Annotated in this window: 15 protein-coding genes; 7 read left to right on the plus strand and 8 right to left on the minus strand. The window is 64.6% G+C overall.

The annotated features are described in order from the left end of the window. Nucleotides 1–334: 334 nt before the first annotated feature. Both ACIQUI_RS05050 and ACIQUI_RS05055 read right to left on the minus strand, forming a co-directional pair. A complete protein-coding gene (locus ACIQUI_RS05050) occupies nt 335–565 on the minus strand; it encodes a metallothionein (protein ID WP_403195490.1) in 231 nt (76 codons plus the stop codon). Continuing rightward, complete coding sequence (locus ACIQUI_RS05055; RefSeq protein ID WP_403195492.1) at nt 565–1,023, minus strand: phosphotransferase system, HPr-related protein; 459 nt, start codon at nt 1,021–1,023, stop codon at nt 565–567. Before ACIQUI_RS05055 ends, ACIQUI_RS05050 begins: the two co-directional genes overlap by 1 nt. Before the next feature lie 155 nt (nt 1,024–1,178). On the opposite strand from ACIQUI_RS05055, the gene ligD reads away from it, so the two are divergent. Genes ligD through ACIQUI_RS05080 form a run of 5 tightly spaced genes read left to right on the plus strand, consistent with a single transcriptional unit; the run spans nt 1,179 to nt 6,694 of the window. Continuing rightward, nucleotides 1,179–3,650: a DNA ligase D gene (gene ligD / locus ACIQUI_RS05060; RefSeq protein WP_403195495.1), complete on the plus strand. Its 2,472-nt coding sequence runs from the start codon at nt 1,179–1,181 to the stop codon at nt 3,648–3,650. Further along, on the plus strand, nt 3,647–4,672 hold the full coding sequence (locus tag ACIQUI_RS05065; RefSeq protein WP_403195498.1) for an acyl-CoA dehydrogenase: 1,026 nt from the start codon (nt 3,647–3,649) through the stop codon (nt 4,670–4,672). The genes ligD and ACIQUI_RS05065 overlap by 4 nt, the downstream gene beginning before the upstream one ends. Next, entirely contained in the window at nt 4,669–5,439 is a 771-nt protein-coding gene (locus ACIQUI_RS05070) for a PIG-L deacetylase family protein (RefSeq protein ID WP_403195501.1), read from the plus strand. Before ACIQUI_RS05065 ends, ACIQUI_RS05070 begins: the two co-directional genes overlap by 4 nt. Further along, entirely contained in the window at nt 5,436–6,035 is a 600-nt protein-coding gene (locus ACIQUI_RS05075; RefSeq protein ID WP_403195503.1) for a class I SAM-dependent methyltransferase, read from the plus strand. The genes ACIQUI_RS05070 and ACIQUI_RS05075 overlap by 4 nt, the downstream gene beginning before the upstream one ends. Then, complete coding sequence (locus ACIQUI_RS05080; RefSeq protein WP_403195505.1) at nt 6,032–6,694, plus strand: glycosyltransferase; 663 nt, start codon at nt 6,032–6,034, stop codon at nt 6,692–6,694. Before ACIQUI_RS05075 ends, ACIQUI_RS05080 begins: the two co-directional genes overlap by 4 nt. A gap of 1 nt (nt 6,695) precedes the next feature. Here the strand turns inward: ACIQUI_RS05080 and ACIQUI_RS05085 are convergent, their stop codons facing one another. The 6 genes from ACIQUI_RS05085 to ACIQUI_RS05110 form a co-directional block, all read right to left on the minus strand. Then, nucleotides 6,696–7,532, minus strand: a complete 837-nt coding sequence (locus ACIQUI_RS05085) for a Ku protein (RefSeq protein ID WP_403195508.1) — start codon at nt 7,530–7,532, stop codon at nt 6,696–6,698. A gap of 9 nt (nt 7,533–7,541) precedes the next feature. Next, nucleotides 7,542–7,679 carry a PSPA7_2676 family Cys-rich small protein gene (locus ACIQUI_RS05090; RefSeq protein ID WP_403195510.1) on the minus strand — a complete coding sequence of 46 codons (138 nt, stop codon included), beginning with the start codon at nt 7,677–7,679 and terminating at the stop codon, nt 7,542–7,544. Between the two features lie 103 nt (nt 7,680–7,782). Next, nucleotides 7,783–8,889, minus strand: a complete 1,107-nt coding sequence (locus ACIQUI_RS05095; RefSeq protein ID WP_403195513.1) for a carboxylate-amine ligase — start codon at nt 8,887–8,889, stop codon at nt 7,783–7,785. A gap of 7 nt (nt 8,890–8,896) precedes the next feature. Further along, nucleotides 8,897–9,850 carry a methyltransferase gene (locus ACIQUI_RS05100; protein ID WP_403195516.1) on the minus strand — a complete coding sequence of 318 codons (954 nt, stop codon included), beginning with the start codon at nt 9,848–9,850 and terminating at the stop codon, nt 8,897–8,899. Continuing rightward, nucleotides 9,850–11,175, minus strand: a complete 1,326-nt coding sequence (locus ACIQUI_RS05105; RefSeq protein ID WP_403195517.1) for an iron-containing redox enzyme family protein — start codon at nt 11,173–11,175, stop codon at nt 9,850–9,852. The genes ACIQUI_RS05100 and ACIQUI_RS05105 overlap by 1 nt, the downstream gene beginning before the upstream one ends. Nucleotides 11,176–11,189: 14 nt before the next feature. Beyond that, nucleotides 11,190–11,375, minus strand: coding sequence for a hypothetical protein (locus ACIQUI_RS05110; protein ID WP_403195518.1), 186 nt, complete (start codon nt 11,373–11,375; stop codon nt 11,190–11,192). A gap of 214 nt (nt 11,376–11,589) precedes the next feature. Between ACIQUI_RS05110 and ACIQUI_RS05115 the strand changes: the two genes are divergently transcribed. Together ACIQUI_RS05115 and ACIQUI_RS05120 are read left to right on the plus strand one after the other, a co-directional pair. Beyond that, nucleotides 11,590–12,090 (plus strand): DUF4142 domain-containing protein, encoded by a 501-nt coding sequence (locus ACIQUI_RS05115; protein ID WP_403195520.1) that lies wholly within the window; start codon nt 11,590–11,592, stop codon nt 12,088–12,090. A gap of 72 nt (nt 12,091–12,162) precedes the next feature. Beyond that, a complete protein-coding gene (locus ACIQUI_RS05120) occupies nt 12,163–13,260 on the plus strand; it encodes a mechanosensitive ion channel family protein (RefSeq protein ID WP_403195522.1) in 1,098 nt (365 codons plus the stop codon). Nucleotides 13,261–13,302: the final 42 nt, after the last annotated feature.

The raw sequence follows: 13,302 nt of genomic DNA on the forward strand, positions 1-13,302 counted from the left end.
CATGATGAACCCGGCACCCGTCCTACCCTCCCAACAGATACCTGTTTTCACAGAACTGCACATCACTTACTGATTCAGCAGGGACCCTGACTTACTGATTCAGCAGGGACGCTGTGGGAGCGGGCAAGCCCGCGAACACCGGCGCAGCCGGTGCCATCCACCGCGTTGCATTCTTCGCGGGCACGCCCGCTCCCACAGGGTACGCGGTGCGCCCGGCATCAGTTTTCTGCGCGACAGCGCAGCCCAATGGGCTTGGCAATCCCCCACAGGGTATGCGCAGAGCCCAGCCTCAGTACTCTGCGCGACGGCGCGGCCAATTGGGCTGGGCAACCTCTTACGGCGAAATCGGATCACTGGCCGGGAACGTCTCATCCAGCGCATTATCGACAGTGCTCTCGGTCGGCCGAGCACGCTCGCCACATTTGCAGTCGTTCATGCGACAGGGTTCGCCATTGCGGTGGCCCTTGGCACAGGCTTCGCAGCAATAGGCCTTGCCATCCTGGACCACGGCATTGGCATCCACGGTGCAAGAACAATGGTTGCAAGAACAGCGTTGCTCATCCATCACGGCTCTCTCCTTTCATCATCGGGCACCACGTCATCACTCCACGGCTCGCCGTCCAGCGGCGCGGAGCGTGCCAGTTCGGCCTCGTCCAGGCCGATACCGCCGCCGATTTCGTGGGCCTCCACCTGGCGCAAGGCCTTGTCCGCCGGGCCGCCCGTACCGGGCTCGTCCGGGTCGCGGGCACCGGTTTCATCGAACAGCGTATCGGGGCTCAGGTCATCGTAAGTGACATTGTCCTCATGCAAGCTGTCACTCAGCGCCTCGCCGCCAGTCATGCCGCTTTCAGCCACACGCCGCGGCGGGTAGGCCTCGGCAATCTCCCGCTCTGGGCGCTCATCGCCGACACGCCCCTGGCGTTCATCGCGGCGCTCGCTGAAATCCAGTTCGTGCACGCTGCCCATGCGGTCCTCGGTGTCGTCGATCTCAATCTGCGGTCTTGGGTCATCGGATGTGGACATGAACGTTCTCCGTTTGTGGGCTTCACCCGGTCGACTCTCGCCAGGGGTAAATGATTCAGAGTTTCGCCAAGCACCCACTCCTCGCCTTTTTTTGAACTCCTCGCTGCACCACCACCTCCCAATCCTGAGACCTGCAAACCTTTTCGGAGCCCGTCATGGCCAAGCCCCTGCAGGAGTACCAGCGCAAGCGCGACTTTGATGCCACCCCCGAGCCAGCCGGTGAACGCGCCCGCTCACGCTCGGCTCACGCGCTGCGGTACTGCATCCAGAAACATGATGCCAGTCACCTGCACTACGATTTTCGCCTGGAGCTCGACGGCACGCTCAAAAGCTGGGCTATCCCCAAAGGCCCCTCGCTGGACCCCAAGGTTCGGCGCCTGGCCGTGCACGTGGAGGATCACCCGCTGGACTACGCCGACTTTGAAGGGCGCATCCCCGAAGGGCACTACGGCGCTGGCGATGTGATCGTCTGGGACCGGGGTGCCTGGGAGCCCGAAGGCGACCCGCGCGAAGCCTATGCCAAGGGCAAGCTGCGCTTTCGCCTGCAGGGCGAGAAGCTTTCGGGGGTGTGGAACCTGTTCCGCACCCACCTGGCTGGCAAGAAAGAGCAGTGGATGCTGGTCAAATCCCATGACGCACAAGCGCGCAGCGAAACCGACTACAGCATCGTCGAGGCCCTGCCAGACAGCGTGCTGAGCGAGCGCACCCTGCCGCCGCGGCGACCCGCCAAGGCAACCACTGCTGCCCCACGCAAGCGCAAGGCCGGCGGCAAAGCCATGCCGAACCTGCTCCAGCCGCAATTGGCTACCTTGGTAGATTCCCCACCCAGTGGCGACTGGCGCTACGAAGTCAAGTTCGATGGCTACCGGATCCTGGCGCGCATCGAGGGTGAAGACGTGCGCCTGTTCACCCGCAATGGCCACGACTGGAGCGCCAAAATGCCTCGTCAGGTCGAGGCGCTCAAGGCCCTTGGCCTCGACGCGGCGTGGCTGGACGGTGAGATGGTGGTAGTCGACGAGAACGGCGTGGCCGACTTTCAGGCCTTGCAGAATGCCTTCGATACCGAGCAAGACGAACGCATTGCCTACTACCTGTTCGACTTGCCCTGGCTAGGTGGCGAAGACCTGCGAGACCTGCCGCTGCAACAGCGTCGCGCCACCCTGGCCCGGCTGCTGGAGGGCAATGCATCGCAGGTACTCAGGTATTCCGCCGATTTTGCGGAGCCTGTCGAATCACTGCTCGACAGCGCCTGCCGGCTGCAACTCGAAGGCCTGATCGGCAAGCGTACCGACAGCCCCTATGGTGGCCGGCGCAGTAGCGACTGGGTCAAGCTCAAGTGCACGCAGCGCCAGGAATTCGTGATCGTGGGCTTCACCGACCCCAAAGGCAGCCGCAACGGCTTCGGCGCCCTGCTGCTCGGCCTGCACGACGGCGCCAGCGGCCAACTGCGCTACGCCGGCAAGGTCGGCACCGGGTTCAGCGCTGCGACCCTGGATAGCATCCACGCCCGCCTCAAGCCGTTGCAAACCGACAGGCCGCCCTTGCCCAAGCCGCCCACCGGCTCCGAAGCCCGCGGGGTGCATTGGCTCAAGCCACAGCTGCTGGCAGAAGTTGCCTATGCCCAGATGACCCGTGAAGGCATCGTGCGCCACTCGGTGTTCCACGGCCTGCGCGACGACAAACCCGCCACCGCCATCGACCTGGAGCGAGCAATGCCCGCCAAGCGCGCAGCACAGACACAACACGAGGACGCGGGCACCCTGCGCCTGACCCACCCCGACCGCGTGGTCGACGCAACCAGCGGTACCACCAAGCGCCAGGTCGCACAGTACTACGCTCAGGTCGCCGACTGGCTGCTACCACAGCTCAAGGGTCGGCCTGTCGCCCTGGTACGCGCGCCGGATGGCCTGGGCGGCGAGCTGTTCTTCCAGAAAAACGCCGACCAGTTGCATATCCCCCACCTGCTCAGCTACAGCAAGGCCCAGGCCGGCCAGGCGGCCATGGTGCTCAACCGCGCCGACAGCCTGCTGGGCGCGGTGCAGATGAACACGCTTGAACTGCACACCTGGAATGCCACCACCAGGGACTTCGACAAGCCCGACCGCTTTGTCCTCGACCTGGACCCCGACCCGGCGTTGCCCTGGAAAGCCATGCTCGAGGCCACCCAACTGACCCTGACCTTGCTCGACGAACTGGGCCTGAAGGTGTTTCTCAAGACCAGCGGCGGCAAGGGCATGCACCTCGTCGTGCCGTTGACCCGTCGCGCTGGCTGGGACGAGGTGAAGGACTTCAGCCATGCCCTGGTCAAGCACATGGCCGGGCTGTTCCCCGACCGCCTAAGCGCAGTGTCCGGGCCGAAAAACCGGGTCGGGCGCATCTTCATCGACTACCTGCGTAACGGCAAGGGCGCCACCACCGTTGCCGCCTACTCGCTGCGGGCCCGTGAGGGCCTGCCGGTTTCGGTACCCATCTGGCGTGAGGAACTGAGCCAGCTCAAGGGCGCGAACCAGTGGCACATCGGCAACCTTCACGAGCGGCTTGCAGAAGTCGACGACCCGTGGGCCGAAATGGGCAAGATCCGCCAGTCAATCACGGTGCGTATGCGCAAACAGTTGGGAATTGCATGATGGAATTGACCCACTTCGATTCGTTGCTCCACCTCTTTACTCACCGTTCGCAGGCCATCCATCGCGACACTGCGCTCATGGAACTGATGCAGGCCTTGAAGGGCGAACAGCTCGACATGCTCCCGTTGCCCGGCCAGGGCTGCACTGTGGAGCGCTGGCGGGCTTTGGCCCGGGTCGCCGGGTGCGATCTCAGCCTGGCCAAGCTCTACGAAGGCCATACCGACGCCCTGGCGATTCTCGCCGAATGTGGTGCCGCCCAGCATGCCAGCGACGGCATCTGGGGCGTGTGGGCCGCCGAGCCGCCGGATGCCCGGACCTACATCGTCGAACGGGACGGTGAACGCGTATCCTTGCAAGGCCGCAAGGCCTGGTGTTCGGGTGCGTTGCACATCAACCGTGCGCTGCTCACCGCCTGGGAGAATGACCAGCCCCAACTGGTGGCCATCGAATTGCCTCATCCCAGCCAACGCACTCAGGCCGATCACTGGCAGGCAGTTGGCATGGCTGGCAGTGTCACAGTCGCCATTGAATTCGATCACTCGCCTGGGCTGGCCATCGGTGGCCCCGGCCAGTACCTTTCGCGCCCGGGCTTCTGGCACGGCGGCGCCGGCATCGCTGCTTGCTGGTATGGCGCCGCCGAGGCCCTGGCAGACTACCTGCGCGAAAACTGCCGCAAGCCCCGGCGCGACCCGCACGCCGATGCGCACCTGGGCGCAGTCGATGCCGCCTTGTACGGAGCCCGCGCTGCCCTTCACCAATGCGCCACGTGGATCGACCGCCACCCTCAGGCCGACGCCAGCTTCGAAGTGCGGCGTACCCGCGCCCAGGTAGAGCACGCGGCCGAGCAGGTCATACAGCATGTCGGCCGGGCGCTGGGCGCCACACCGTTCTGTCGCAGCAGCCATTTTGCCCGGCTCAGTGCCGACCTGCCGGTGTACCTGCGCCAGAGCCACGCCGAACGCGACCTGGCCGAGTTGGGCCGACAACTGGCCGGCATGCCGGCGGGAGCATGGCAACTATGAACCAGAACCTGATACAGGCTGCGCAAGGGACGCCATGGAGCGCCTGGCAGCATTCTGCTCAGCTGGCACGCGCCAGCTGGACGCTGCCCGAGCAGTTGTGCCCACCCGGAAGGCGCCTGGTACTGCTGGCGCCGCACCCGGACGACGAAATCCTCATGGCCGGCGGGCTGCTGGCCAGCTTCCAGGGGCGAGAACAGGACGTGCTGCTTGTTTCTGCAACCAATGGCGAGGGTAGCCACCCGCATTCCTCGCAATGGCCCGAGCGCCGCCTGCGTCATCAGCGCCCATTGGAAAGCCGCCATGCCTTGCAACTGCTTGGCCTGGACCTCAACCGCCTCGACTGGCGACGACTCAACCTCAAGGACGGCGCGCTGCCCCATGACGAAGCCTTCCTGGTCAACCACCTCAACCACTTGCTCAAACCTGGCGACCTGCTGCTGACCACATGGCGCGGCGACGGCCATTGCGACCACGAGGCAGCGGGTCGCGCCTGTGCCCAGGCAGCACAGGCCTGCCGGGCACAACTGGGGGAGATCCCGGTCTGGGCCTGGCACTGGGCAAGCCCCGACGACCAGCGCCTGCCTTGGCCACGCGCCCAGCGCCTGCAGCTCAGTGATGCGCACCTGGCGCTAAAGCGCCAAGCCCTCGCCGCGCATGCCAGCCAGTTGCAGCCCGATGGTGATCGTCCGCCGGTAGTTCCAGAGCAGTTGCGGGCTTGCCTGTTGCAACCGTTCGAGCTGATTTTCCTGTCAACGGAGGCAACATGAGCCTAAACGCACAGTATTTCGCCGACTTGTATGCCGGCAACGAGGACCCGTGGGCCTTCCGTACCCGCTGGTACGAACGGCGCAAGCGCGAGCTGACACTGGCCAGCCTGCCGCGGCAATGCTATGAGCGCGGATTCGAGCCCGCCTGCGCCAACGGCGAGCTGAGCGTGCTGCTAGCCGAGCGCTGCGCCAGCCTGTTGTGCCAGGACATCGACGCAACGGCCGTGGCCCTGGCCCGCCAGCGGCTTGCGGGCGTGGGCCACGCCCACGTCGAACAGGGCCACCTGCCGGGCGACTGGCCGGGCGGGCAGTTTGACCTGATCGTGCTCAGCGAAATCGGTTATTACCTGGACCCCACCGATTGGCTACAGGTCATCGAGCAGTCGGTGGCCAGCCTGGCGTATGACGGTGGTCTGTTGGCCTGCCACTGGCGCCACCCCATCGCCGGTTGCCCGCAGGATGGCCGCGCAGTGCATGCCCTGCTGGCCCGGCATCTGCCACTCTACCCAGTTCTGCGCCACGAAGAGGCGGACTTTCTGCTCGAATACTGGTCGTGTCAGCCCAGCGTGGTTGACCTCGACGAGACCTGCCCATGATCGCCGTCATCATCCCCGCCCACAACGAAGCACGTCGGCTTGGGCACTGCCTGGCCGCCGTCAAGCAGGCCGTGGCACAAGCCGAGGCGGCGGGCCTGGCAGTCGAGGTACTGGTGGTGCTGGATCGCTGTGTCGACGCCAGCGCGCGCATCGCCCGCCACCATGGCGTGCATACCCTGGAACTGGAGGCCGGGAACGTCGGTATCGCCCGGCGCCTGGGCGCGGCGTGGATGATCGAGCGCGGCGCCCGGTGGCTGGCCTTCACCGACGCCGACAGCCGCGTGCCTGGGCACTGGCTGGTGTCGCAGCTGCAATGGCACGCCGACGCGGTCTGCGGCACGGTGCACATCGAGCGCTGGCAGCCTTGGCAGAACGCTGCGTTGCGCCAGTTGTACCGCAGCCGTTACCAGCCAAGGGATGGGCACCGGCATATCCATGGCGCCAACCTCGGGGTGTGCGCAAAGGCCTACGAGCGTGTCGGCGGGTTCCAGCCATTGCCGGCGCACGAAGATGTGCAATTGGTGCTGGCCCTCGAGGCCAGCGGCGCACAGATCGTCTGGACCGCGGCGCACAGCGTGGCCACCAGCAGCCGGGTGGACAGCCGCGCCCGCCAGGGCTTCGGCGACTATCTCAAGTGGCTGGAGGGGGAGCTTGGATAACTCATGAAGCCTTGCGCGGTCGTTTGGCCGCCGGTTTTTTCGGCTTGGCCTTGCCACCGAGGCTACGCTTGAGCAACTCGGTAAGGTCGATGATGTCGGCGCCTTTCTCCGCCGTCGCGCCCTCGCCTTTGTCCACGGTCTCGATCTTGCCTTTGCTGGCTTTCTCCTCCACCAGGTCGAGGATGGTCTGGCGAAACGCATCATGGTAGTCGTCGGGCGTCCATTGCCCGCTCATGTCCTCCACCAGGCGCCTGGCCATCTCCAGCTCACGCTTGTCGACCTTGCTGTCGGTCACGCTCTTGTCCAGTTCCAGCGTGTCCAGCCCGCGCACCTCTTCGGGCCAGCGCAGGGTGATCAACACCAGGGCATCTTCCAGCGGGCGCAGCAGGGCCAGGTGCTGGCGGGTGTGCAGCACCACGGTGGCCAGGGCCACCTTGCCGGTGCTGTGCAGGGTCTCGCGCAGCAAGGCATAGACCTTGCCGCCACGACGGTCGGGGCTCAGGTAGTAGGGGGTATCAAACTGTTGCAGCGGAATGTCGCCAGCGTCGACGAACGAAAAAATATCGATGGTCTGGGTAGCCTCGGGCCTGGCCTTGCGAATTTCTTCCTCGCTGATCACCACATAACGGCCCTTCTCGTACTCCACGCCTTTGACGACGTGCTCCTTGTCGATGTCCTTGCCGGTGACCTTGTTCACCCGCTTGTAGCCAACCGGCTCCATGCTGCGCTTGTCCAGCCAGTCAAAATCCACGCGCTCGCTGCGCACGGCGGTATTCAGCGAGACGGGGATGTGCACCAAGCCGAAGCTGATCGCGCCTTTCCAGATTGACCGGGCCATGGTCCGCTCCTACGCATTGAAGGGTTGGCCGGGCTGGCTGTAGCGCAGCGCGCCACAGCGTTCGCAACACTGGCAGTGAAGCCCGGCGACGTCACACACCAGCAGGCTGCGCCATTGGCAGCCACGCAGCAGGCAGAAGAATTTCATCAGCCACCTCCCTGGCCTGGGGATATCCGGGCCCTTACTGAAACTGACTACGCGGCGCCGCGAAGGTTTAGCCGGCCGTCAGGGCAGCGGCTTGCAACCAGCCCTATCGGGAGTCGCTCATCACCTGCCCGACCACTGCGCGCACCGCCTGGCGGTTATCCAGGCCTTGTTCACGGGCCAGCGCGCAGGCTTGGCGCTGGCGATCGGCACTGCTGCCCTCGCGCAGGATGTGCCGGGCCTGAATGAACGAACGCTCGGCATCGGCGGTGTCCGCCGGGCACTGCCCTTGCAACTGCGTCAGCCAGCCCTCGGCGCTGACAGGCTGTTGCTCGTGGGCGCCGATGAAGGTGGCCAGGCGGCCCTGACGCATGGCACGCCAGTAGTTTTCCTGGGTGACCCAGCGCATCTCGCGGCTGGCGGGGTCATCGTGACGGGCCAGCGCCTGCTCGACGAGGTGGCGAAACAGGCCGGCGACGGCCAGGGCATCTTCCAGCCGCGGGCAGCCATCACAGATACGCAGCTCGACCGTCGGAAACCGCCGCGAGGGCCTGATCGCCCACCAGAAGTCGCCGTCCTCGGCCAGGCTGCCGGTACGTTGCAGCAATGCCCGGTAGCGCTGGTAAGCACTCCAGTCCGGCAACGGCTCTGGCAGCCCCATGTGCGGCCATTCCCCGCACACTGCGCGGCGGTAGCTCATGTAGCCGGTATCCTCACCTCCCCAATACGCAGACGAAGTGCTGAGCGCCAACAACAAGGGCAGCCAGTACAGCACCCGGTTGATCACCCGCATCCGGTCGATGCCCACTGGTACGCCGACGTGCACGTGCAGGCCATTCAACAGGCTGCGCCGGGCCACCAGTTGGTAATCGTCGAACAACTGCCGATAGTGCGGGGTGCCACGTGGGCGCTGGCGCAGCCACTGCACGCTTGGGTGGCTTGCCGCGCCGTACAGGCCGGCGCCTTCGTCGGCCAGCGCCTGGGCCAGGCGCTGGCGCCGCTCGCCAAAAAAATCACGCGCCTGGTGCAGTGCGTCGAATACCGGCGAAGCGATCTCTATCTGGCTGTGGAACATTTCTTCGGCGAACCACGGGCCCAACACATCCCGACAACAGCGGGCCACGGCTGCTGACGGCGCCGCCATGACCTGCCCGGTGGCAAGCTTCACCAGCAGGTATTCTTCCTCGATGCCAAACGTGCACTGCCGCGCCACAACGCTATCAGCCGCGACGGGTGACAGTCAGGGCCACGGCGGCAATGCGCTCGACCTGCTCGTAACCGGGCTCAAGCAATTGCTCACCGAATACGTCTGGGTCCAGCTCGCGATAGAACCAGCTGAACGCAGGGCCTGCCAGGCGCAAGCGCATGGCTTCGAGCAGCGCGTCGCGCCCCTCGACAATGGCAACACCGGTGTACAGCAGCAACGTGCCCCCGGGCGACAGGCGCTCACGGGCCTGCTCGACAATGCGCAGCGACAACTCGGCACCCAGTGCGCCGCCACCGTGGCGGTAGGCGCGCTGGCCGGCGTCAAGCATGTACGGCGGGTTGGCGACGATCAGGTCGAACGTACCTGCGATGTCATCGAGCAGGTCGCTGCGTTCCACCGAGACATTGGCCACACCGGCCAAGGCAGCATTGATGGCAGTATGGCGCAAGGCCATGGGGTTGATGTCCACCGCGCAGACCTGCGCATGCTGCGCGGCGCGCGCGATCAGCAATGCCCCGACACCGCTGCCGCAGCCGATGTCGACGGCATGCTGCACGCGCTCGGGAGTGCTTCTGAGGTGATCGTGGATCAGCTGGGCGAACCGGTAGCTGTCCGGGCCGAAAAACACGGCATCGCGGCTGTCCGTAGGCCAGGCGGAATGTACCAGCAGCAGGTCGTCCAGGCTGGACCAGCGCACGTTGCTGCGCCATAGCGCCCCCTGGGCTTGCAGCACGCCAGCGAGGCGCAGCTGCTCCAGTTGGTCGGGGCTGAGCAGTGGCCCGGCGAACGGCCTGCTCCAGCCGAACACATCCCGCAAGGTGCGGGCTTGCTGCGCCTCGGCTCGGGCATTGACCCTGGCTTGGGTCGCGGGGGTTACACAGGTGAAGCGATAGCCGTCGGCGCGCAAGCGATGCCCCAGCTGCAGTAACGCCTCATCCGCACGGATCTGGTCCTGGTCGAGCAGCATCAATGGAGCCCTCCTTGCATCAAGCCCGTGGCCTGGATAAACGCCTGGGTGGCGCGCAGGCCCTGAGGGGTGGCGTGGCGATTGCCGGCCATTGCCTCGATCAGCGCAGGCATGGCCGCTGCCTGGGGTGCGATCATGGGTTCATCGTCCAGTTGCAAGGCGTGCTCCCACTGCCCGGGCGGTACCCGGCGCATGCCGGCGCCTTGCCAGGTTCCGGCGATCCAGTCATGCCAAAGCTGCTTCTCACAGGCATCGAACACACCGAACATGGCCGCTAGCGGGCCATCGATCAGCGACCAGAAGCGGCTCTGCCTGGGGTCGGCGTTACGCGTGATCCAACCTTGGGCCTGCAGGGCATCCAGAAATGCGGGCATCGCCCCGGGTTCAGCGAGCCACTGGTTGATGGTGCGTCCTTGCAGGCGACAGCGGTCCGAATGCATGCATTGCCCATAAGTGCGCTTGCGTTCCAGCACCCTCAGCAATTCGGCCTGCACGTCGAACGAGGCGATCAACGCGGGCGTGTCGCCCCCCAGGTCATTCAGCCGGTAGCCGTGCCTGACCCGCTCATAGAACGCTGGCCCCTCATCACGCGCCATCTCCAGCACACTTTCGACAGCGCGCCGCGCATGGCCGCTGCCGGCATTGTCGATGGTTACATGCAACTGGAAGTAATGGGCGTCGATACCGAGCTCGGCCAGCTCGTGGGTGGTGATCAGCAAGTGCAGGGGCGGCTGCTCGTAGCCCAGGTTGTAACCGATCACTTCCGGCAGGAAACGCTCGCAATGCTGCCCCAGCGCCAGTTGCAACGTGCCCTGCAGGTAGCGCGCGGGGTCAAGCGGCGGCTCATGCAAGCAACCAAGACGACTGAGCAGGCGCTGGTAGATCAACACATGATTGCAGCGCGGGTCACCGTCCCCGAGTTCTTCGAGGAAGGTGCGGATCAGCCCGTGAAAGCGTGGATCCTGCCAGTGCCATAGGGTGCCATGCAGCCATGCGCCGTCTACCGCCTTGGTCGGCGCAACCTGCTGCAGGAACCACATGGCATGGGCACGGTTGGCGAAATAGCGGCGCGCCCCGCCCTCACGCCGGTGCTTAAGGTAGGCCGCATGCTCGCTCGCGACCCGCACCGCATGGGTATCGGCCCACTGCGGCAGCAGCCTTGGATCGTCCGGCATATCGTCAGTCAGCACACGGGCATGGCGCAGTTGCTCCGCCAGCCAGGCCTCGGTGGTCGGTTCAGGGCCCTCAAGCAACGCTCGATAGCGATGCTCCAGCCCCTCGTTTGCCTTGTGGGTTGCGGTACCTGCCTGTGTCATCGCCACCATGCCCTTTACCTCGCTCACTGATTCTGCGGTTTGGTCTCAGGTGCAGGGTTGCTAGCGGGAGGGCTGGGTTGCTGCATCTGCAACGAAGGTTTGCTGGGGTCGGCATCCTTCGCGGGGTGATCGTTATCCCGGTCGAAGCAGCCTGCGACCAGCGCAAAGCTGGCAGTCAACAGCAGTGTGGCGAACAAGTTGGTTTTCATGACGGGCTCTCGCTTTTTGTGAAGACCTAAACCAACGAGTTCCACCGGCCCGCGGGAATTCGTTCTGTTTGCGCCATTGCAGATGAGCGGTGCCCCGCAACGCAGGTTGCTGCGTCACGGGGCCTTTTACCCAAGAAAAAATAAACCTTCACCGGCCAAAGCGGCTCAACCGAGTGCGACATAGAGGTCGCGCCCTCAAGCGAAGGAGTCAGACATGAACAAACCATTCTGGAAAATCGCCGGTGTTACCCTGTTGATGGGGCTGGCCTCAGTGCAGGTACAGGCCGCCTCTTCGGACGACTTCGTCGATGCCGCGACCGAAGCTGGCATCGCCGAAGTCGTCACCGCCAACCTGGCGCAGGAAAAGAGCCAGAGCGCAGACATCAAGCAATTCGCCCAGCAAATGGTCACAGACCACACCAAAGCCAACCAGGAACTCGGTGATATCGCCCGCAAGCTGGACATCAGCGTGCCCGACGAAGCGGCGCTGACCGACAAGGTCAAGAAAATGATCCTCGAATGGCGCGAGGAGTCGTTCGACAGGTCGTATGTGAATAACCAGGTCGATGCGCACGAAAAGGCCGTGGAACTGTTCAAGAAAGAGGCCGCCTCCTCCGACAAGCCGGAGCTGAAAGCGTTCGCCAGCGACAAGTTGCCAACGCTGCAACACCATCTGGAACAGGCCAAGGCGCTGCAAGCCACCCACGGCAAGTAACCCATACGTCACCAGTCAATCCCCGGGGCCGCCCTGCGGCCCTGTCTCGAGCCATCTGGAGGTGGGCTCCCCATGAACGATCGAATCATCGAACTGTTCACCAACACCACATTCTTCGGCATATCCATTCTCAACCTGCTGCTGGCGCTGTGCGTTGCCGTGCTGACGTTCCTGGTTGCCAGGGCTGCCATCGGCCTGCTGCTGCGCCGGGTGCAGCGCTGGTCCGAACATGACGGGGCACTGAGCCAGGTGCTGGCCAAGGTACTGGCCGGCACCAGCAACAGCCTGCTGCTGCTCGCCTCGCTGCTGGTGGGTTTGAGCATGCTGGACCTGCCCGAACGCTGGTTGGGCCGGGTCAGTAGCTTGTGGTTCGTGGTCGCCGCCCTGCAGATCGGCCTGTGGGTCAATCGCGCGATCGCGCTGGGCCTGACCCGCTACTTCAGCAGGCACAGTGCCGACGGCCTGTATCAAGCCAGTGCATTGGCCACGCTTTCGGCCTGGGGTGCACGCGTGCTGCTGTGGTCGGTGGTGTTGCTGGCCATGCTGTCCAACCTCGGCGTCAACATCACTGCATTCGTGGCCAGCCTAGGTGTGGGCGGTATCGCCGTGGCACTGGCCGTGCAGAACATTCTGGGCGACCTGTTCGCGTCATTGTCGATCGCCGTCGACAAACCCTTCGAGGTCGGCGATTTCATCGTCATCGGCCCACTGGCCGGCACCGTGGAACATGTCGGGTTGAAGACCACACGCATCCGCAGCCTGGGCGGCGAGCAGATCGTCATGGCCAATGCCAGCATGATCAGCAGCACCATCCAGAACTACAAACGCTTGCAGGAGCGACGCATCGTGTTCGAGTTCGGCTTGTCTTATGACACACCCACCGATGCGGTAAAAAAGGCACCCGCCATCGTCGAGGAGGCCATCAAGGCCCAGCAGCAGGTGCGCTTCGACCGCGCTCACCTACGAGGCTTTGGCAAAGAGGCGCTGGAGTTCGAATGCGTTTATATCGTCAGAGACCCAGGCTACAACCTCTACATGGATATCCAGCAGGCCATCAACTTCCACCTGCTCGAGCGGTTCACCCGCATCGGTGCCAAATTTGCCGTGCCGGTACGTGCCATCAAGGTCACCGCGCTGCCGCAGCCGCCTGCTGAACCTCAGGCCCACTGACAAATAGCGGCACTTTGGGCAGCGAGGGCTGTCCTAACGTGA

Origin of the sequence: Pseudomonas sp. NPDC090592 (assembly GCF_044769185.1) — a bacterium.
Taxonomy (GTDB): domain Bacteria; phylum Pseudomonadota; class Gammaproteobacteria; order Pseudomonadales; family Pseudomonadaceae; genus Aquipseudomonas.

Bases quoted from the DNA above. Each gene is read 5' to 3' on its own strand.
- ACIQUI_RS05050 (WP_403195490.1), bottom strand. From the start codon at position 565: ATGGATGAGCAACGCTGTTCTTGCAACCATTGTTCTTGCACCGTGGAT.
- ACIQUI_RS05055 (WP_403195492.1), bottom strand. From the start codon at position 1,023: ATGTCCACATCCGATGACCCAAGACCGCAGATTGAGATCGACGACACC.
- ligD (WP_403195495.1), top strand. From the start codon at position 1,179: ATGGCCAAGCCCCTGCAGGAGTACCAGCGCAAGCGCGACTTTGATGCC.
- ACIQUI_RS05065 (WP_403195498.1), top strand. From the start codon at position 3,647: ATGATGGAATTGACCCACTTCGATTCGTTGCTCCACCTCTTTACTCAC.
- ACIQUI_RS05070 (WP_403195501.1), top strand. From the start codon at position 4,669: ATGAACCAGAACCTGATACAGGCTGCGCAAGGGACGCCATGGAGCGCC.
- ACIQUI_RS05075 (WP_403195503.1), top strand. From the start codon at position 5,436: ATGAGCCTAAACGCACAGTATTTCGCCGACTTGTATGCCGGCAACGAG.
- ACIQUI_RS05080 (WP_403195505.1), top strand. From the start codon at position 6,032: ATGATCGCCGTCATCATCCCCGCCCACAACGAAGCACGTCGGCTTGGG.
- ACIQUI_RS05085 (WP_403195508.1), bottom strand. From the start codon at position 7,532: ATGGCCCGGTCAATCTGGAAAGGCGCGATCAGCTTCGGCTTGGTGCAC.
- ACIQUI_RS05090 (WP_403195510.1), bottom strand. From the start codon at position 7,679: ATGAAATTCTTCTGCCTGCTGCGTGGCTGCCAATGGCGCAGCCTGCTG.
- ACIQUI_RS05100 (WP_403195516.1), bottom strand. From the start codon at position 9,850: ATGCTGCTCGACCAGGACCAGATCCGTGCGGATGAGGCGTTACTGCAG.
- ACIQUI_RS05105 (WP_403195517.1), bottom strand. From the start codon at position 11,175: ATGGTGGCGATGACACAGGCAGGTACCGCAACCCACAAGGCAAACGAG.
- ACIQUI_RS05110 (WP_403195518.1), bottom strand. From the start codon at position 11,375: ATGAAAACCAACTTGTTCGCCACACTGCTGTTGACTGCCAGCTTTGCG.
- ACIQUI_RS05115 (WP_403195520.1), top strand. From the start codon at position 11,590: ATGAACAAACCATTCTGGAAAATCGCCGGTGTTACCCTGTTGATGGGG.
- ACIQUI_RS05120 (WP_403195522.1), top strand. From the start codon at position 12,163: ATGAACGATCGAATCATCGAACTGTTCACCAACACCACATTCTTCGGC.